The 18,552-nt window shown below is 62.6% G+C and carries 13 protein-coding genes and 1 pseudogene; 13 read left to right on the forward strand and 1 reads right to left on the reverse strand.

The features are described from left to right. Positions 1-227 precede the first annotated feature (227 nt). The 8 genes and pseudogenes from AB8841_RS19175 (at position 228) to AB8841_RS19210 (ending at position 9,495) form a co-directional block, all read left to right on the forward strand. On the forward strand, positions 228-497 hold the full coding sequence (locus AB8841_RS19175; protein WP_370437401.1) for a hypothetical protein: 270 nt from the start codon (positions 228-230) through the stop codon (positions 495-497). A 293-nt stretch (positions 498-790) separates the two neighbouring features. Continuing rightward, positions 791-1,258, forward strand: coding sequence for a hypothetical protein (locus tag AB8841_RS19180; protein WP_370437402.1), 468 nt, complete (start codon positions 791-793; stop codon positions 1,256-1,258). Positions 1,259-1,696: 438 nt separating this feature from the next. Next, entirely contained in the window at positions 1,697-3,016 is a 1,320-nt protein-coding gene (locus AB8841_RS19185; RefSeq protein ID WP_370439318.1) for a chloride channel protein, read from the forward strand. A 180-nt stretch (positions 3,017-3,196) separates the two neighbouring features. Then, a pseudogene (locus tag AB8841_RS19190) lies at positions 3,197-3,472 on the forward strand (IS5/IS1182 family transposase); the annotation flags it as partial. Positions 3,473-3,779: 307 nt separating this feature from the next. Then, positions 3,780-5,636 carry a PAS domain S-box protein gene (locus tag AB8841_RS19195; protein ID WP_370437403.1) on the forward strand — a complete coding sequence of 619 codons (1,857 nt, stop codon included), beginning with the start codon at positions 3,780-3,782 and terminating at the stop codon, positions 5,634-5,636. A 382-nt stretch (positions 5,637-6,018) separates the two neighbouring features. Next, positions 6,019-8,058 carry a CHASE domain-containing protein gene (locus AB8841_RS19200; RefSeq protein WP_370437404.1) on the forward strand — a complete coding sequence of 680 codons (2,040 nt, stop codon included), beginning with the start codon at positions 6,019-6,021 and terminating at the stop codon, positions 8,056-8,058. Positions 8,059-8,180: 122 nt separating this feature from the next. Further along, positions 8,181-8,603 carry an alpha/beta fold hydrolase gene (locus AB8841_RS19205; RefSeq protein WP_370437405.1) on the forward strand — a complete coding sequence of 141 codons (423 nt, stop codon included), beginning with the start codon at positions 8,181-8,183 and terminating at the stop codon, positions 8,601-8,603. Further along, the gene (locus tag AB8841_RS19210; protein WP_370437406.1) at positions 8,515-9,495 is read left to right on the forward strand and encodes an ATP-binding protein; all 981 of its coding nucleotides are present in this window, start codon (positions 8,515-8,517) and stop codon (positions 9,493-9,495) included. Before AB8841_RS19205 ends, AB8841_RS19210 begins: the two co-directional genes overlap by 89 nt. Here the strand turns inward: AB8841_RS19210 and AB8841_RS19215 are convergent. Beyond that, positions 9,423-12,380 (reverse strand): PAS domain S-box protein, encoded by a 2,958-nt coding sequence (locus AB8841_RS19215; RefSeq protein ID WP_370437407.1) that lies wholly within the window; start codon positions 12,378-12,380, stop codon positions 9,423-9,425. The two genes, AB8841_RS19210 and AB8841_RS19215, sit on opposite strands and share 73 nt — an antisense overlap. Before the next feature lie 601 nt (positions 12,381-12,981). Between AB8841_RS19215 and AB8841_RS19220 the strand changes: the two genes are divergently transcribed. The 5 genes from AB8841_RS19220 to AB8841_RS19240 all read left to right on the forward strand — a co-directional run bounded on the left by AB8841_RS19220 (position 12,982) and on the right by AB8841_RS19240 (position 18,363). Further along, complete coding sequence (locus AB8841_RS19220) at positions 12,982-14,922, forward strand: PAS domain S-box protein (RefSeq protein ID WP_370437408.1); 1,941 nt, start codon at positions 12,982-12,984, stop codon at positions 14,920-14,922. 758 nt (positions 14,923-15,680) lie between these two features. Beyond that, positions 15,681-16,919, forward strand: coding sequence for a tyrosine-type recombinase/integrase (locus AB8841_RS19225; RefSeq protein ID WP_370437409.1), 1,239 nt, complete (start codon positions 15,681-15,683; stop codon positions 16,917-16,919). Between the two features lie 69 nt (positions 16,920-16,988). Further along, the gene (locus AB8841_RS19230; protein WP_370437410.1) at positions 16,989-17,210 is read left to right on the forward strand and encodes a helix-turn-helix domain-containing protein; all 222 of its coding nucleotides are present in this window, start codon (positions 16,989-16,991) and stop codon (positions 17,208-17,210) included. Between the two features lie 24 nt (positions 17,211-17,234). After that, the gene (locus AB8841_RS19235) at positions 17,235-17,753 is read left to right on the forward strand and encodes a GNAT family N-acetyltransferase (protein ID WP_370437411.1); all 519 of its coding nucleotides are present in this window, start codon (positions 17,235-17,237) and stop codon (positions 17,751-17,753) included. A 169-nt stretch (positions 17,754-17,922) separates the two neighbouring features. Then, positions 17,923-18,363, forward strand: coding sequence for a hypothetical protein (locus AB8841_RS19240; RefSeq protein WP_370437412.1), 441 nt, complete (start codon positions 17,923-17,925; stop codon positions 18,361-18,363). Positions 18,364-18,552 lie beyond the last annotated feature (189 nt).

Below are 18,552 nucleotides of genomic sequence, written 5' to 3' on the forward strand. Positions count from 1 at the left end.
CAAATGAATCACGGCCCACTTGACGGTTTGAGACTTCTCGTTGGCAGTTTCGGACACGGACGAGTCCGTGACCTGGATTCAACCGCCGGTAGGGCCGATGCGATATAAGCGGCCTCGGAAGCCCTGGGTCACGAAACGCCAAGCGATTGTCTCAAGCGGACAAGCAGGCGGCCCGAACTCGGGTCAGGATGGGCGTATCCGGCACACCGCTCAAATGGAGGAGTGTCGTGCCTCGCTTCTACTTTCATGTCAGAGGGGCTCGCCATGAATTGAGCCGCGACGAGCTTGGGCTCGACTTTCCTGACGTGGAGACGGCCTATCGTGAGGCGTTCGATGCGGCCCGGGACGTCAAGGCTGTGTTGGCGGCCCATGGCCGGCATCCGCGCGGCTACATCATCGAGGTCGTGAACGCTGCAGACGAGCTGGTGTTCAGAATCCCATTCTCGGCAACCTGCGACGATCGGACACCTCGCCCCACAAAGCCCATTCTCCAATGACGCCGCTCGATTGCGTCGCCCGCCCCTGCAACGGGCACGCCACTTTCGTCGACATCCCTGCACGAACTCATAGGAGCGAAACCTCCCCATCATTCCTGCCCGGATCAACCCTTGAACGAACAGGCGGCGCCGCTGTCCGAAACTGTCAAGAGATCGTCTCCGACGGTCAAGCCTGATCTGCCGACCAAGCTAGAGTGGATGGAAGCGCAAGGGGAGTTCACGATCCGGCCGTCAGGACAGCCCCATTCGGCTGGCAGCACCCTTGCACCCCACGGCTGTTCGAGGAGGCATGGATGCGGAGACTGAAGAAAACCGGCGGAAGGATCTGGCTGACTTGCCTGAGCGCCGCGATGATGGCGATGATGGCATCGCAAGGCAGCGCGCAGACGACGTCCGCGCCGCGGCCCGTGGGCCGGGTTTCCATCGAGCAGGCACAACTCGCCTTCATCGGCAGCGCGGCCCTCGGCGGCGGAACTCTTTCTTATCGCGGGCGGTCCTACCGCTTCGGGATCAACGGCCTCGGCATCGGCGGCATCGGCGCCTCGAAGATCCAGGCGACCGGCGAGGTCTACCAGCTCGCCCGCGTCTCGGACCTGGAGGGTGTCTACGGGCAAGTCCGTCTTGGCTGGGCTCTGGCGAACCAGGGAGACGGCCGTCTCTGGCTTCAGAACGACAAGGGCGTCATCCTGCGGCTGCGCACGAAGCGCGAGGGCCTGATGCTGGCAGCCGGGGCGGACGCCGTCCGGATCCAGTTCCGCTGAGGCGCTGGAGCATCGGACGCGGGAAGTAGATTCCACTTTCGGGATTGCATCCGATGCTCCCTTCTTAGATCGCGTTAGATCGCGCATCGTTTGAGCGGACCCGGAGGGCCGCGTCAGCGAAAGCCGGGTCCACTTTTCGCTAGCACGGCCCGCTGGGTCCGCACGATGGGCTGGACCATCGAACGCGGGAAGTGGGAACCGGGCTTGCGTGAAGAGACGCTCAAGACCATAGACCTCCAGCATTGGACGTGGATTCGATTTCACGTTCGATGCTGGAGGCATTGTTGCCATGACGCTATAGGAAGTCTGCGATCATGTGGCCGGTCGGCGGACGAGGGCAGGCAGTGCCGTCAGTCTGGCGCCCCCGGTCTTCAACACTCCTGGCCCTTATAGGTTTGATCGGGCCATATCCGTTTTGCACTGAGGTTTGTCGTGGCAATGCATTTCCCTCGCCGCTTCCGCGCATGGCGCTCCCTGCCGCATTGGCGGAGCCGTTTGGTGTTCTGGAGCGGTGGCGCATTGGTCGGGCTCATCGCGGCCCTGTTCGCCATGCTGGCAGACGAGGCGCAGGCGGGGTTCCGACAGGCGGTCGCGGCCTCGCCTTACTGGCCGCTCCTGCTCACTCCCGCCGGCTTCGCCCTTTCCGTCGCTCTGGCCCGGCGTTTCTTTCCGGGCTCGCAGGGCAGCGGCATTCCGCAGACCATCGCTGCCCGGCACCTCACGGACGATGCGGCTCGGCAGCGGCTCGTCTCCGTCCGCATCGCCTTCGGCAAGGTGCTCCTCACCCTGTTCGGCCTCGCCTGCGGGGCATCGGTCGGGCGCGAAGGGCCGACGGTTCAGGTCGGGGCCTCCATTCTCCATGCGGCTGGCCGAGCGTCGGGCCGGCACTACCAGGGGGTGATCCTGGCCGGCAGCGCCGCCGGCGTGGCGGCCGCCTTCAACACGCCACTGGCCGGGATCGTGTTCGCGATCGAAGAGATGAGCCGCTCGTTCGAGCAGAAGACCAGCGGTCTCGTCCTGACCACCGTGATCATCGCCGGTATGGCGTCCCTGGCCCTGCTCGGAAACTACACCTATTTCGGCCACAGCAGCGCGACGATCACCTCGTTCAAGGAGTGGCTGGCGGTTCCCCTCTGCGGTTTCGGCGGTGGGCTGCTGGGCGGCGTGTTCAGCCGCATCGTGGTCGCGGCCGCCCGCGGCAAGGGACGCTTCCAATCTCTCGCCAAGGGCTATCCGGTGGCGTTTGCCGCCTCCTGCGGGTTGGTCATCGCGCTTTTGGGCCTTTTCTCCGGCAACACCATCTACGGCACGGGTTATCATGAGGCGCGGCAGTTGCTGGCAGGAGCCTCCGATGTTCCGGCCAGCTTCGGGCTTCTCAAGATGGCCGCGACGATCCTGTCCTCGATCAGCGGCATTCCGGGCGGGATCTTTGCACCCTCGCTCGCGGTCGGGGCCGGCATCGGGGCGAACCTCTCGGCTCTGCTGCCCGGCGTGCCGGTGGGCACGCTGGTGCTGCTTGGCATGGTCGGCTATTTCGCCGGTGTGGTGCAGGCTCCGATCACCTCTTTCGTGATCGTGATGGAGATGACCGACAATCACGCCATGGCGATCCCGCTGATGGCAACGGCGCTCCTTGGCTACGGCGCGTCGCGCTTCATCGGTACCGAGCCGATCTATCACGCGCTCTCCCAGGGCTTCCTGCCCGATCGTACGAAGGTGGGGCCGCCGTCTGCGGAATCAGGACGGACAAACCTTTAACATCCGCCGGCTCATGCCGAGGAATCGCGCGACCTCATCCACGCGAGCCCGCCCGTGCGGCAGCAATATCGCGGTCCGTCAGACGGCGGCAGATTCGAACCAGGGCCGTCATCCAGAATTCCATCTGGTGCCGGTCTCCATGCCGCGAAAGACCGGCATAGTTGACGCGAATTCCCCACAGCTCTGCAGCGGCGCATCACGCGCTGGGAGCATGAGAATGTGCTGGAGGCGGTGCAGCGCAGGCTCGAGCTGAACCCGGGAGCGATGCGCCAGTGGCGGGAGGTGGTCGAGCATCCGTTCGGCACGATCGAGCTGCGGATGGGCGCCACCCACTTCCTGCCGAAGCGGCCGCCGAAGGTGAGGGGCGAAATGGCCCTGCACGTGCCGGCCTACAATCTCACCCGGGTGCTGAACATCCTGGGGATCCAGCCGCTGATGGCCGCCCTCGGGACATAGGGCAGGGGCTTTGCTCGTGTCATCACGCCCGTCGCCCGCCGGAACCTCGCTCAGATGCGATTGGAGCCTTAATCCGGCGAGGATCAGCCAACTCGCACTCACCGATCATGTTGAAGGGCTTTGGAGCGTGACGAGCCGCTACCCGACTTCTGTCAAAGCGCTTTGACACAACCAAGACCCGAAGGCGACCTTCATCCGCCGATATTAGATTTCGCATCGGACTAGCGGGCAGCGGACCAATGGCGTAGGACTCCTTCCTTGCAATCTTAGCAGAGGACTCTTTATTTCCGGAACACGGAGCCATCCCATGGACGAGACCTTCACCGCGAGCCTCGCCTCCGCCCTCTCGGGGGATTGGCCCACCGGCACGGGCGAGATGGCCGAGCGCATCCGGACCCACGGCTGGGCGGCAACGCCGCTCGGACCGCTGGAGACGTGGCCGCAGAGCCTCAAGAGCGCGGTCGACCTGATCCTCCCGAACGGCTTCCCCATGATCATCCTCTGGGGGCCCCAGCTCATCCAGGTCTACAACGATGGCTATGCCCGGATCATGGGCCTCAAGCATCCGGCCGGACTGGGCCAGCCCACCCGCGACTGCTGGCCCGAGGTCTGGCACATCAACGAGCCGATCTACGAGCGTGTCCGGCTCGGCGAGACGGTCGCCTTCGACGACGCCCTTTATCCATTGGCCCGCAGCGGCGTTCTGGAAGACGTCTGGTTCACGCTATCGTACAGCCCGCTGCGGGATGAACACGGCGCCATTGCCGGCGTGCTCGTCACCCTGCTCGAGACCACGGCCCGGCACGTAGCCCAGCGCCAGCGCGATGAAGCAGCGGGGGCGCTGCACACGAGCGAGGAGCGGCTGCGGCGAGTGCTGGAGACCGATGCCGTGGGCGTGCTGTTCTTCAACAACGAGGGCACGCTCATCGACGCAAATGAGGTGTTCCTCAAGATGACCGGCTGGTCGCGGGAGGAGGTCGAAAGCGGCCGTCTCGACTGGCGTCGGATGACCCCGCCCGAGTGGATCGCTGCCAGCGAGGCGCAGATGGAGGGGCTGGCTGCGACGGGGCGCATCGGTCCGTATGAGAAGGAGTACCTGTGCAAGGATGGTAGCCGCTCCTGGATGCTGTTCGCCGGCCGAGACCTGGGCGACGGCACCATCGTCGAGTTCGCCGTCGATATCAGCACCCGCAAGCAGGCGGAGGAGGCCGAGTGGCGGCTTGCCGCGATCATCGAGTCGTCGGACGATGCCATCATCAGCAAGAATCTCGACGGAATCATCACAAGCTGGAACCGGGGTGCGGAACGATTGTTCGGCTACCGGGCCGAGGAGGTGATCGGACAGCCGATCACCATCCTGATCCCCGAGGACCGCCAGGACGAGGAGCCCGGAATTCTCGAGCGCATCCGCCGCGGGGAGCGCGTCGATCACTACGAGACCGTTCGCCGCCGCAAGGACGGCAGTCTGGTCGAGATCTCGCTGACGATCTCCCCCGTTCGGAACCAGCAGGGCCGGATCATCGGTGCCTCGAAGATCGCCCGCGACATCACCGAGCGAAGGCGGCTGGAGGAGCAACTGCTTCTGGTCAACCGCGAGCTCCATCACCGGGTCAAGAACGCCTTGGCGACGGTTCAGGCGGTGATCGCCTCGACGGCGCGGCGTGCTCAGACCATTACCGAGTTCCAGCAGGCTGTAACGGAACGCATCACCTCGCTGGCGAAAACCCACACGCTGCTGATCGAAAAGGAGCGGGGCGGAGCCTCGATCCGGGACATCCTAAACGCCGAGCTGGTGCCTTACGACGACGGCACCGGGCATCGGGTGAGGCTCGGCGGGCCGGACGTTAGGCTGCGGGCCGAGTTTGCGGTGGCGTTCGGGATGGGCATCCATGAGCTGACCACCAATGCGGCCAAGTACGGTGCGTTCTCGCTGCCCAGCGGCCGCGTTGAGGTGACCTGGAGCCTCGAGGAGCGGACCGGCGGGCGCAGGCTGACCTTGGACTGGCAGGAGCAGGGCGGACCATCCGTCGACGAGCCGACGCGGCAGGGCTTTGGCACGGTGCTGTTGCAGCGGGCCCTCGGCCAGCAGTTGGGCGGCGAGGTCGAGACGACCTTTGCGCCAGAGGGGCTTCACGTCCGGATCACCGCAACGCTGCCGCCATAGTCGAAGCCAATAGCTATCTGCGATACCGGACATGCCTTCGGGACCGTCTTCGCAAGGGCCGACGGAAATGACGGGATCGGGCACTCCTGAGTTCAAGGCTCCAGCCAGGCTAGGCAATGACTGACTATACCTCGGCCCCATTCCGGACTTTTCAACATGATCGTTCCGAAACGGACCTTCGCCATTCTGGTAGGCTGTGAATGTGCATTATGTGAGATGTGAACCAAAGTGTTGCACTTTTCACGGCGGACGCAGCCATCTATATCAATAGCTCCCCAATCCATATGCTTATGCCGGATACTGGAGCGGATCCTTTCCTGCTCTTGGGCCAACCCGTGACCACTTTGGACTGCTGATGCTCCAACAGCCACGCCGCAGGCGAATGTTCATTCCTCTTGCGACCCTGCTCGGTGGGCTGACGGCGTCGGTGCTCGTGGCGGCGAGCCTGTGGACCATCGTCGACGCACGCGATCGCCTCAGCTTCGAGCGCCGGGTGGATCAGGCCCAGGATGCGATCCGGGACCGTCTCGATACTTACGTTACTCTGCTGCGAGCGGGCGTGGGTCTGTTCAACGCCAACCATCTCGACGTTGACAGGGAAGCGTTCCAGGCCTTTGCGGCTGGGCTGCGCCTGAGCAATGATTACCCGGGCATCCAGGGCATCGGGTACACCGCTCGCGTGAAGCCTGATGAGCACGAGGCCTTTGTTGCGGCACAACGCCAGCAGGGCAGTCCGTCGTTCAGGATCTGGCCCGATCATCCCCGCCCGGAGTTCCATGGCATCATCTACCTGGAGCCCCAGGATCGCCGCAACGAGGCAGCCCTCGGCTACGACATGTTCTCCGAGCCGGTTCGCAGGGAAGCCATGGAGCGCGCCCGGGACACGGGTCAGCCGGCCGCAAGCGGAAGGGTCGAGCTGGTCCAGGAGATCGATGAGGCGAAGCAGGCCGGGTTCCTGATCTATGTGCCGGTGTATCGCGGAGGCGCCACGCCCAAGACGTCGTCGGAGCGACAGGACGGGCTGACCGGGTTCGTCTACAGCCCCTTCCGGGCGGACGACCTCTTCACGGCGCTCCTCCACGGCGGGCGCAATCCCGGATTGGAACTGCGGGTCTACGACGGGCCGCCGACTCCCCAGAACCTTCTGCACCGGTCGGGCTCACGCCAAGCCGATGATGGTCAAGGCGAACGGTCTGCCCGTTACACCGACACCCGCACGCTCGACGTCGCGGGTCGCCCGTGGACGATCGCGTACCTCAGCAGTCCGCAACTGGAACAGAGCTCGACCCGGACCCTCATTCCGCTCTATTTCGCGGGCGGCTTGATCGCGACCTTCGTGGTTTCCGGCGTGCTCCAGGCTCAGATCAAGGCGCGCTTGGCCGCTGACCAGAAGAGCCGGGAGGCTCAGCACGAGCTGGAGGTGCGGCGCCGGGCGCAAGAGGAGTTGCGGGAGAGCGAGGAGAGGCTTCTTCTCGCCCTGGAAGCCGGCAGACTCGGCAGTTGGGAGCTGGATATCGGCTCCAAGCGCCGCCTGCTATCGCCCCGCTCGGCCGAGATTTTCGGGGTGCCCGCCGACGAACTTCTCGAGCGCGAGGCGTGGCAGGCCGTGATTCATCCTGAGGACAGCGGCCGGGTCAATGCAGTGTTTCGGGAGGCGCTGGAGGGCAGGGCGCTCTATCGGGCGGAGTTCCGGGTTCTGGGAAAGGATGGCCGGGAACGCTGGGTCAGCTCACAGGCAGTCGTGCATCGTGACAGGTCCGGCACCCCACAACGAGTGGTCGGCATTCATCAGGACATTACCGATCGCAAGCGCTGGGAGGAGCATCAGGTGCTTCTGATCAACGAGCTGAATCACCGGGTGAAGAACACGCTCGCGACGGTGCAGTCGATTGCCTCCCAGACGCTGCGCAATGCCGGCACCATGGAGGACGCACGTTTCGCCTTGGAGGCACGCCTCTTCGCCCTGTCCCGGGCTCACGACGTGCTCACCCGTGAGAACTGGGAGAGCGCGAACCTGCGGGACATCGTCCGCGAGGCGATGGCGCCCTACCGCCACGAGCAGGAGAATCGAGTGAATATGCAAGGGCCGCATGTCAGGGTCGCCCCGCGCATGGCGCTGGCCATCGCCATGGCGTTGCAGGAACTGGCGACCAATGCGGTCAAGTACGGAGCCCTCTCCAACGCCACCGGGACAGTCCACATCACGTGGAAGGTCACTGGGAATGGCTCCCCGCGCCTACACTTGGTCTGGCGGGAGGAGGGCGGGCCGCCGGTTCAGGCGCCCCGTCGCCGTGGCTTCGGCACGCGCCTGATCGAGCGCAGCTTGGCGAGCGAGTTGAATGGCACGGCTGAGATCACGTTCACTCCGACAGGGGTTGTCTGCACGGTCGATGCTCCCCTCGTAACGGCAGCGGACATTTGACGAAAACCCTTGTCGTTGAAACGGGAGCAGGGGTGCTTGGATAGATCGCCTGAACTGCAACGCTCGTACGCTCACCAACGCGAGCGGCTCTACCCATCAGTGCTCGATTGCACGGAGCGCCCATGTCTGCCGTTCTTACACGCCATCATGTCAAGGTCATCGGCCGCGGGAAGAAGCCTATGCTCCTCGCCCATGGCTATGGCTGCGACCAGAACGTGTGGCGGTTCATCACCCCTGCCTTCGAGGACCGCTACAAGATCATTCTCTTCGATCATGTCGGCCACGGGCAGTCCGATGCGGCTGCCTTCGATTCCGTCAGGTACGGCTCGTTGAACGGATATTCCGAAGACGTGCCGGCGATCTGCCGCGAGCTGGACCTGAAGAATGTGATCTTCGTGGGCCATTCGGTCAGCGCCATGATTGGGGCTCTGGCCGCCATCCACGAGCCGGAACGGTTTGACCGACTGGTCCGGCCAGTATGTGCAGGTGTTGCTCTCCGACACCGGCACCGGGATGGACAAGGCCACCATGGAGAGGGTGTTTGAGCCGTTCTTCACCACCAAGGAGGCGGGCAAGGGCACGGGCCTCGGCTTGAGCCAGGTCTACGGCTTTGTCCGGCAGTCCAATGGCCATGTGAGGATCTACAGCGAGCTGGGCGAGGGCACGACGATCAAGATTGACCTGCCTCGCCTGACCGGTGCGGAGGACAGACCGGTCGAGATGCCCGTCAACAGGCCTAAGATGGTGCGGGGCTCCGGGGAGACCATTCTGGTCGTGGAGGACGGGTCGGCCTTGCGGGCGTATGCGGTCGAGGCGCTGCGCGACCTCGGGTATCGTGTGCTTGAGGCTGCTGACGGGAAGGAAGCACTGGCTGCCGTGGATCAGCATCCTGAGATCGCGTTGCTGTTCACCGATGTCGTTCTGACCGGCGGGGTGAACGGACGTGTGCTCGCGGACGAAGTCACTCGACGCAAGCCTGGTCTCCCGGTTCTCTACACGACCGGCTACACGGCCAATGCCATTGTCCACCATGGCCGACTCGACCCGGGGACGAACCTGATCGGAAAGCCCTTCACCTATGCCGAACTAGCCACCAAAGTGCGCCGGATGCTCGATGAGGGCTCCTCCCTGTCGATCCAACGAGAGGTACAGACGATTCCGCGGCCATGGCCGTCCGGGAACGGCCGGCTCGAGCATCGTGCGGACCCAGCGGGCCGCGCGAGCGAAAAGTGGATCCGGTATTCACTGACGCGGCCCTTCGGGTCCGCCCGAACGATGCTCTCATTCAAGGAGGAAGCATCGGACACGGGAAGTGCAAATCCACTTCCCGTGTCCGATGCTGTAGGCCGATCGATTGCTGCGGATCACTCCGCCGCATCCAGCTTCGATCGCGCGACGGCGGAAGCCAGGGCCTGCGCCAATTCCTCCTCGGCGTAGGGCTTGACCAAGAGAACCGCGCTCGCCAGATCCGGCTCGGTCGATACGGACTCGTCCCCGGTCGCGAAGACGATGCCCAGGCCAGGCCGGATCCTCATGGCGCGCCGCGCCAGTTCGGCGCCGGAGAGATCGGGAAGGCCGACATCGGCAACCAGGAGGTTGATGGACCTGGCTTCGAGGAGCGTGAGGGCCGATGCCGCATCCTCGGCCTCCAGAACCGTATGGCCGAGTCCTGCCAGCATCTCGGCCGTGCTGCTCCGGATCAGCTCGTCGTCCTCGACCAGCAGGACCGTCCAATGCGCGACGTTCGAGACCTTCATCGCTGCCGCCTCTGTGTGGGCGGCAGGCGCAGATGCGGCGCGGTTGCGCTGCTGCTGGTTGGCCAGGACATGCCGGATCTTGCGGGCGAGATCCTCCCGCGAATACGGCTTCGGCAGGAGTTCCACGCCGGGATCGAGGCGGCCGCCGTGCACGATCGCGTTCTCGGTGTACCCTGAGGTGAACAGCACCGCGATGTGCGGCAGGCGCAGCCGTGCCTTGCGGGCCAGCTCCGGGCTGCGCAACGGTCCCGGCATGACCACGTCCGTGAACAGGAGATCGATGTCGAGCCCGCTCTCGATCACGTTCAGGGCGCTTGTCGCGTCGCGCGCCTTGAGCACGCGGTAGCCGAGATCCGACAGGAGCGCGACGGCGGTCTCGCGGACCTCGTCGTCGTCTTCCACCACGAGAATGGTCTCGGTTCCGCCCTGGACCGGCACGGTGCGAAGATCGGTGAGCACATCCTCCTGGCCATGCACCCTTGGCAGATAGATCTTCACGGTCGTGCCCTGGCCGACCTCGCTGTAGAGCTTGATGTGCCCGCCGGACTGCTTGACGAAGCCGTAGACCATCGACAGGCCCAGGCCGGTGCCTTTTCCTTCCGGCTTGGTGCTGAAGAAGGGATCGAACACCCGGTCCAGGATTTCGGGCGCAATGCCGCTGCCGGTATCGGTCACCGCCAGCAGCACGTACTGGCCGGCCCCCACGTCGTGCTGCAGGGCATAGCGATCGTCGAGCAGGGCGTTGCCGGCCTCGATGGTCAGGCGTCCGCGGCCGCCCATGGCGTCCCGGGCATTGATCGCCAGGTTCAGGATGGCATTCTCGATCTGCCCCGGATCGACCTGGGTGTTCCACAATCCCCCTGAGACCACCGTCTCGATGTCGATCTCCTCGCCCAGCGCCCGGCGCAGCATGTCGTCCATGCCCTTGATGAAGCGACCGACATTGACGACCTTGGGCTCCAGCGGCTGGCGCCGGCCGAAGGCCAGGAGTTGGGCGGCGAGCTTGGAGCCGCGCGACACGCCGGCGAGCGCGTTCTGGACCCGCGCTTCGGCGCGGGCGTTGCCTGCGAGATCCTTGGTCAGGAGCTGCAGATTGCCGCTGATCACCTGGAGCAGGTTGTTGAAGTCGTGCGCCACGCCGCCGGTGAGCTGGCCCAGCGCCTCCATCTTCTGTGAGTTGCGCAGCAGGGATTCGACCTTTTCCCGTTCGGCGATGGCATCCGTCACGCGCTGTTCCAGGGTGGCGTTGAACGCCTCGAGCGCCGCCCTGGCCCGCAGCTCCTCCTCAATGTTACGTGCCTCGATCACAGTCCCGATGGGCCGCCCCGCTTCGTCCCGGATGGGGCTGGCGGTGAAGGCCACAGGGTAGAAGCTCCCATCCTTGTGGACGAAAACCTCTTCGCCTTGCTCCTGGTTGTTTTTGGGGAGAGCTCGGTCGATGGGGCAGTCACACTGGGGATAGGGCGTGCCGTCGGGACGGGTGTGATGGATGACGTCGTGAAGAGGGCGTCTGCGAGTTTCAGCGAATGTGTAACCGGTCAGGTCCTCGGCTGCCTTGTTCATGTAGACGCATTGCTGGCGGTCATCCATCATGAACACCGCCATCTGGGTGTTGTTCAGGATCGCGTCGAGCCGGCGCGAGGTTTCGGCAAGCTGCTCCTCAATACGTTTGCGCTCAGTGATGTCAACCACGGTGCCGATAAAGCGCCACGGCTTACCGTCATCATCGTACAGGCACTCGCCACGCGCATCGATCCAGCGGATGGTGCCATCCGGCTGAAGCAGGCGGTACTCCTGCGCGTACTTGCTGCCGGTTGCGATCGTCTGGTTGACCGCCTCCCCGATCCGCCCCCGATCGTCGGGGTGGATCCCCCCGAAGTACTCGGCAATCGGAGCACCTATCTCACCCTTGTCAGGATCGACCGAAAACATCGCCGCGAAGCGTGCGTCCGAGTAGAAGGTGTCGGTCTGGATATGCCAGTCGTAGATGCCCACCATGCCCGCCGCATTCAGCGCATAGGACAGGCGCTCCTCGGTTTTCGCAAGCGCCCGCTCGGCGAGGATACGTTCGGTGGTCTCCACCACGACGGCGAGCACGCCCGCCGGTCGACCGCTCTCGTCCAGAACTGGGCTGTAATCCAGGTTCATCCAGACCTGTTCGGGAGCACCCTTGCGGTAGAGCGTGAGTTCCTGGTCCCGGTACGACAGGGTGCCACCGCCGAGGCCGACCTTCATCACGTTGTCGTTGAAGTCGGCGACCTCGGGCCAGCCCTCACGCACTTTCGAGCCGAACAGGAGCGGGTGACGACCGCCTGCAAAGCCCGAATAGGCATCATTGTAGATCATGACACCGTCGGATCCCCAGAGCAGTACAATGGGCACCGGCGAGCGTAGGAGGATCCCGACCGTGGTCTTCAGGCTCTGCGGCCAAGCCGAGATCGGCCCGAGCGACGTGCGCGACCAATCATAGCTTCGGGTGAGCTGGCCCATCTCGCTGTCGCCTAGAAAGCCGAGATCGGTCGCGGCCAGCATTTCGCTGGAGGGGATGGTTCGCATCGACGACATGGAGGCGGGTACTCGATGACCAAATTCGGCGCATAACTATGGTTCAGCCTCGGCCTTGACAAGAGCTTGGCAACACCTCCGGTCGCGCCAGGAATTGCGCAGGGTTGAGTTATCTCAGGAGGGGCACAGGACGGGGGACGCGCCTTCAATGCGTCTCATTCACCTTCCTGGCCATCCAAACTGGTTCCCCAGCCTTACGGCAAATACCTGATCCTCGACCACGGCTGCCCGGTGGCGCTGCGCCTTGAAACTCTATTCGGGGGCCTTGATCAACAGGCGCCTAGTTGCCTAGGCGACATGCTCCTGCTCCACCTTCCGAGAAGGGGCCGAGGTCATGCATTTCAAGGCTGTTCAGGCCCTTGATGCTAACCAACCCAGGAGGGCCGCGTTGAGATCACCCGACATGATCCTCAGTTTTTCTTGGCTAGCCTTGCGATCTCGCTCACCAGATCAGGCTCGATCAACCGCGCTCTGCCAAAGCTGCCAGCATGCCATCAGCAACGGCGAGCGCTGCACCTTTGCTTCCTTTGTCGGCCTGCCGTAGTGACATTCTTTGCCACAGCCTTATATGAGTGCTCCTGTTCTCCCGCTGCTTCCGTCTATGCCCCCCCGATCCACCCTGAACGTTTCCCTGACCCCTGAGCTCCTGCGCCTCATCGGCGAAGATGTGGCTTCTGGCCAATACCAGAGTGCCAGCGAGGTCGTGCGCGCAGCCCTGCGGGGCTTCTACGGCGGTCGGCCCAGACCTCAGCACTCCGGCACGACCGATTCGGCCCTGACCGGGAGTGCGCAGCAGGTGGAGGCCCTCATCGCCCAGGCGGCGGCAGGGATGGCCCAGACCGACTTGGCGGGCCGCATCGTGCGCGTGAACGACCAATACTGTGCCATCCTGGGCCGTTGCCGCGATGAGCTGCTCCAGTGCCGCATGCAGGACCTCACCCACCCGGACGACCTTCCGCACAACATGGACCTGTTCCATCGCGCCCTGGAAACGGGTGAAGCATTCGAGATCGAGAAACGCTATCTGCGTCCCGACGGCTCGGTGGTTTGGGTGCGCAATGCCGTCAGTCCCATTCGCGATGGCTCCGGCGAGGTCGCCAGCATCCTGGCCGTGTCCGTTGACGTCACCGGCTACAGGAATGCCCAGGAGGAGCTGCGTGAGAGCGAGGCCCTCAAGGGCTCCATCCTCGACGCGGCTCTCGACTGCATTGTCTCCATCGATGAGGAAGGCCGGGTCATCGAATGGAACTCTGCCGCGGAGCGGACCTTCGGCTTTACCCGCAAGGCGGTCCTTGGCCGGGACTTGGCCGACCTGATCATTCCGCCGGAGTACCGGGAGAGGCACCGTCGGGGCATGGCGCATTACCTTGCCACGGGCGAGGGGCCTGTGCTGAACCGGCGCATCGAGCTGGAGGCCCTCCGTGCTGATAGTTCCGCATTCCCGGTCGAGCTGGCGATCAGCCCAATCAGCAGTGGGAATAAACCCCGGTTTACGGCCTACCTGCGCGACATCACCCTCCGCAAGCGGGCGGAAGCGGCCCAGCGGGAGAGTGAGCAGCGCCTGCGCTCAACCTATGAGCATGCCTTCACCAGCATTGCCGAGGTGGATACCAGCGGGCGCTTTCTGCGCGTGAACGAGCAGTTGAGCACTATTACCGGCTATAGCCGGAACGAGTTGCTGGAGCGCACCTTCACCGACATCACCCATCCCGAGGACAGGGAGCCTGATCGCGATCAGTTCCGCCGGCAGATGGCAGGCGAGATCGACGCCTACACGCTGGAGAAGCGCTATGTCCACAAGGATGGACACTACATCTGGATCGAGCTGTCCGCCTCCCGGGTGGACGATGTGAATGGCCAGCCACTCTATGGCATCCGTGTGGCACGCGATATCACCGAACGCAAGCGCGCCGAGGAGCACCAGCGGCTCCTGATCAACGAGCTGAATCACCGGGTGAAGAACACCCTCGCGACCGTGCAGTCGATCATCTTCCAGACCTTGCGTAATGCGCCGTCCCCGGAGGAGGCGCAAACCGCTCTTTCCAGCCGGTTGATCGCTCTTTCAAGGGCGCATGACGTGCTAACCCGGGAGAACTGGGAGGCGGCGAGCCTGCACCAGATCGTGTCGGAGGCCATGGAGCCGTTTCGGGCCCATAGCCAGTGCCGGATCAAGTTTGCCGGGCCTCAGCTCCGCCTGCCGCCCTCGATGGCGCTGGCGGTTGCCATGGCGCTCCAGGAGCTGGCGACGAATGCGGTGAAGTATGGGGCGCTCTCCAACGAGGCCGGGACGGTGGAGATCCACTGGAGCTTGGATACGACGAACAGTCCGGCTCAGCTCCATCTGCGCTGGCAGGAGAGTGGTGGGCCGCTTGTGCGTCCTCCGGCCCGTAGGGGCTTTGGCACACGGCTGATCGAGCGGAGTCTTGCCGGGGATCTCCATGGCGAGGCAAAGATTGAATTTGCCTCAACCGGGCTGGTTTGCTCGATCAAAGCGCCAGTGCCTGACGTGATCTCAAAAGGGAATAATTCTGCTGGATTTTGAGGAAGGCTCGTCCAGTTCCTGGGGCTGCGCCGACAGAGACGAGGCAGGGTCTATGAACAGGCTTTTGGAGAAATTCCACCTGTGAACCCGGAGTGTCTCGTAATGGCACGCAGCGGACTAAAATCCAACGTCAGCTCACGTAACATGAGCGGAAGTTCAGAAGGAAAAAGAAGGCTCGTCGAGGTTCGACCATCGAGGAGCCTAGGCTTCTCCGCCTATGAGGGCTAGCTCCTGAGCAAAGAGACAGCACTTTGCAAAATGGATGAGGACCGCGACTTGCGCGGACGCAGACCTCAGCCGCGTTTCCAGCTCCTGTCGCTTACCTGACGCAGGCGTCCTTCTGTTTCGCTTCCAACGCGAGACCGCTTGCCTCTGTTTTCAGGACTCGAACAAAAACACCTAGGGAAGGCTCGATTCGGAATGAGAAATGGTCGAGCCCAGCTCTGCATGTGGACTTCGCTGCGCTCCGCAGTTTGTGCCAGATCAAACGCAAAAAGAACATGGGCTGGAATGTGGCGTAAGCCCGCCAATGGAGCGGATTCGCTTCTATTTACAATAAAGCTAGAGGGCAAAGTGGCGGAGGGGGTGTCCGTAGAACTATCGTCCGAGCGTGTTCATTAATGTTCGCCATTGCTAGCTTTAATCCTTTATATAGAGCGCTTTAGCCGCAAACACGGTTGAGCGCGTTCATTGTAGTTCACCTCAAGCCATGATAAAAGATAGGACCGAAACTAGGACCAATTGGCGAAGGGGCGGCAATGGCGAGGCAACTGCACAAGCTGACCGCGCGGACGGTCGAAGCGCTGACAAAGCCGGGGCGGCATAGCGACGGAGGCGGTCTCTACTTGAAGGTGCGCCCGAATGGCTCTCGGGCATGGGTGTTTTTCTACAAGTTCGGTGGCCGACAGAAGGAAATGGGTCTTGGTCCATTCCTGCCAACCAAACCCGAGCGGGGCCGAACCTATAACTACGTCACGCTGGCTGATGCACGTGCCAAGGCGGCTTCTGCTCGTGAAGCCCTCGCTGCTGGTCGCGATCCGATGTCCATGCGGGAACCGGAGGAAATTCCGACATTCGGGAAATTCGCAGACGATCTGGTTGATGAAATCCAGGATGGCTTCCGTAATGAGAAGCATAGGGCACAGTGGAAAACCACACTAGGCGACACGTACTGCCGAGCGATGCGCAAAAAGCCGATCAACGAAGTTTGCACTGACGATGTTTTGGAGGTTCTGAAGCCACTCTGGCAAACAAGGCAGGAGACTGCCTCTCGTATCCGTGGGCGCATCGAGCGTGTTCTTGATGCCGCCAAAGCTAAGGGACACAGGGCAGGGGAAAACCCGGCGCGCTGGCGCGGCCATCTCGACACTCTGCTGGCAAAACGCCAGAAGCTCCAGCGCGGCCATCATTCTGCTATGCCATACGATAAAGTGCAGGCGTTCATGTCCGATCTCGCAAGTCGTAACGCAGTTGCAGCTCTGGGCCTTCGCTTCTTAATCCTAACTGCAGCGCGCTCTGGCGAGGTGCTCTATGCCAGATGGGACGAATTTGATCTTGATGCTGCTCTATGGACAGTACCCGCCGAGCGGATGAAGGCAGGAAGGGCGCATCGTGTTCCGCTCTCTGAAGAAGCGCTCGCCATAGTGAGAACGTTAGCAGAGAACCGCGTCTCCGATTACGTGTTTCCGGGGCACAAGCGCGAACGCCCGTTAAGCAATATGGCCTTCGCCATGCTTCTGCGCCGTATGAAGCTCGGACAATTCACAGCTCACGGCTTTCGCTCTGCTTTTAGAGACTGGGCCGCCGAGGAAACCCACTATCCTCGCGAGATTGCCGAAGCGGCTCTGGCCCACGTCGTTGGGGACGCAACTGAGCGCGCTTACCGGCGTGGCGATGCACTAGAGAAGAGGCGTTCGCTTATGCGGGATTGGGCCGCGTATATCGTGTCCAAGTCCACCGATAGCGTTACAAAATTCGCGGATCATGTTCACGCTTAGACTGCCACGAACTCCCTCGAAACCGTGCATTTTCAGGCGAGTGGTGAAAACAACCATTCGGTCCCTAGCGTGGCTCAGCTTCCTCCAAGACGAAAGGCTGAGCAAATGGAAAACAAGTTTCTTCTGAGCGTCGATGAAGTCATGGCCGCCACTGGCCTCGGCAGAACAACAATCTTCTCACTGTTCAAGTCGGGAAAGCTCAAGGCGGTCAAGATCGGCGCGCGGACATTCGTGCGACCTGAAGACCTCCGCACCTTCATTGATGCTGCGGCCGAGCGCTCCGCTGCTTGAGCCTTAAGAGAGCAAGTCGAAAGAATGACGAAATTCCCCCCGATCCGCACCATCACCAACAATATCGAGCGTGTGACCTTCGCACTTTGCTGTACCAATGAAATCCAGCCGGAAGGTTCGATGCTAACGGCTATAGCAATAGCAACATCGAACTGCCCAATCTTCGCTATGACCGACGATGATGGTCCGATCTCAATCGCCATTTGCAGCCTTCCGTTGCCGGGACTTGCGCGCCGCCTACGGTTCATCTGGACCGTGCCGGGATATCGCGGCAAAGGGCATAGTCTCGCGCTTGCCCGTCACGTGGCCCGAAGTGCTCCGCATGTGGGCGTCGCGGTAAGGAGCAAGGCCGAGCGGCGACTTGCCAAAAGGGCAGGCTTCACGCATTGGCGGCGTGTGCCCGGCGAAAAGGGGCATTGGGCAGGCGCGACAACAATCGAAGCATTTGAACTGAAGTTCGCGCATCCGGAGCCCACGCCAGCCCTGATTGCAGATGCGCTACGCGCCTTCTCGGCGGCGCAGCTCCAGGTATGGCGTGGATAGTAGAGGTCGCGTTTAAACGGCTGATGCCGAGTACACCATGACAACAAAAAGCCCCGTTGAGGGACGGGGCTCTCTGAAACTTCAACCGTGGAGGCAGTCGAAGCTATGATTTATCTGGAATGTTGTGATCATTGCAACAAACACTGCCTCCGTCAAGACATGAGGCAGCATGTACGTCGTCTATTTCTACAAGACTGGCGAAAAGGTCATTCGCACTATCTCGGACATCGGCGCTATCCCGACGCTCGCCGAACCGCATAAAGGCGCGCTGGGTTGCTGGAACTGTGGTGCCCCGGCGTCCTGGTCGTTCGAGACCCAGGATAAGATCGATATCGAGTGTAGCGACTGTGGCTCGCAGATGATCGTTGCGCAGGGGTGTGTAAGAACGATCTCGCAGACACCAGAGGGCACGTTGGTCGCACGTCGCTCACAGATTGTCCCGGACCATTATCAGAACTGTGAAGTGCTACCGAATGGCGACTTGGTGCTCCTCCCAAGTTCTGGAGATCCCGATTTCCACCCAGCTACGCACGATCCAATTGGTTGTACGCCTATGGAGCTATTGCGAGAAACGGCAGCGCTGCGCTCTAAGACGAGGGCGCGGACATGAGGCCGTACACATTTGAAGATTGGAGGTTGGGAAAGCCGCTTCCGAGATCATGGGACGCTGCCGACGCGGTTGACGACGGCTGGAGCAAGGACGATCTCGACAACTTCATGCGCGCCACGGTGCGGCCTTGGTCGCCGGACCTGGAGCAGACGCCTCCTCCTACGTCGAAGGAGGAGCCATTAGAGCGGT

This window comes from Microvirga sp. TS319, assembly GCF_041276405.1.
Classification (GTDB): domain Bacteria; phylum Pseudomonadota; class Alphaproteobacteria; order Rhizobiales; family Beijerinckiaceae; genus Microvirga.

What these genes read in the sequence shown, in the direction of transcription:
- AB8841_RS19180 (WP_370437402.1), top strand. Translation starts at nt 791, where the DNA reads ATGCGGAGACTGAAGAAAACCGGCGGAAGGATCTGGCTGACTTGCCTG.
- AB8841_RS19185 (WP_370439318.1), top strand. Translation starts at nt 1,697, where the DNA reads ATGCATTTCCCTCGCCGCTTCCGCGCATGGCGCTCCCTGCCGCATTGG.
- AB8841_RS19195 (WP_370437403.1), top strand. Translation starts at nt 3,780, where the DNA reads ATGGACGAGACCTTCACCGCGAGCCTCGCCTCCGCCCTCTCGGGGGAT.
- AB8841_RS19200 (WP_370437404.1), top strand. Translation starts at nt 6,019, where the DNA reads ATGTTCATTCCTCTTGCGACCCTGCTCGGTGGGCTGACGGCGTCGGTG.
- AB8841_RS19205 (WP_370437405.1), top strand. Translation starts at nt 8,181, where the DNA reads ATGTCTGCCGTTCTTACACGCCATCATGTCAAGGTCATCGGCCGCGGG.
- AB8841_RS19215 (WP_370437407.1), bottom strand. Translation starts at nt 12,380, where the DNA reads ATGTCGTCGATGCGAACCATCCCCTCCAGCGAAATGCTGGCCGCGACC.
- AB8841_RS19220 (WP_370437408.1), top strand. Translation starts at nt 12,982, where the DNA reads ATGCCCCCCCGATCCACCCTGAACGTTTCCCTGACCCCTGAGCTCCTG.
- AB8841_RS19225 (WP_370437409.1), top strand. Translation starts at nt 15,681, where the DNA reads ATGGCGAGGCAACTGCACAAGCTGACCGCGCGGACGGTCGAAGCGCTG.
- AB8841_RS19235 (WP_370437411.1), top strand. Translation starts at nt 17,235, where the DNA reads ATGACGAAATTCCCCCCGATCCGCACCATCACCAACAATATCGAGCGT.
- AB8841_RS19240 (WP_370437412.1), top strand. Translation starts at nt 17,923, where the DNA reads ATGTACGTCGTCTATTTCTACAAGACTGGCGAAAAGGTCATTCGCACT.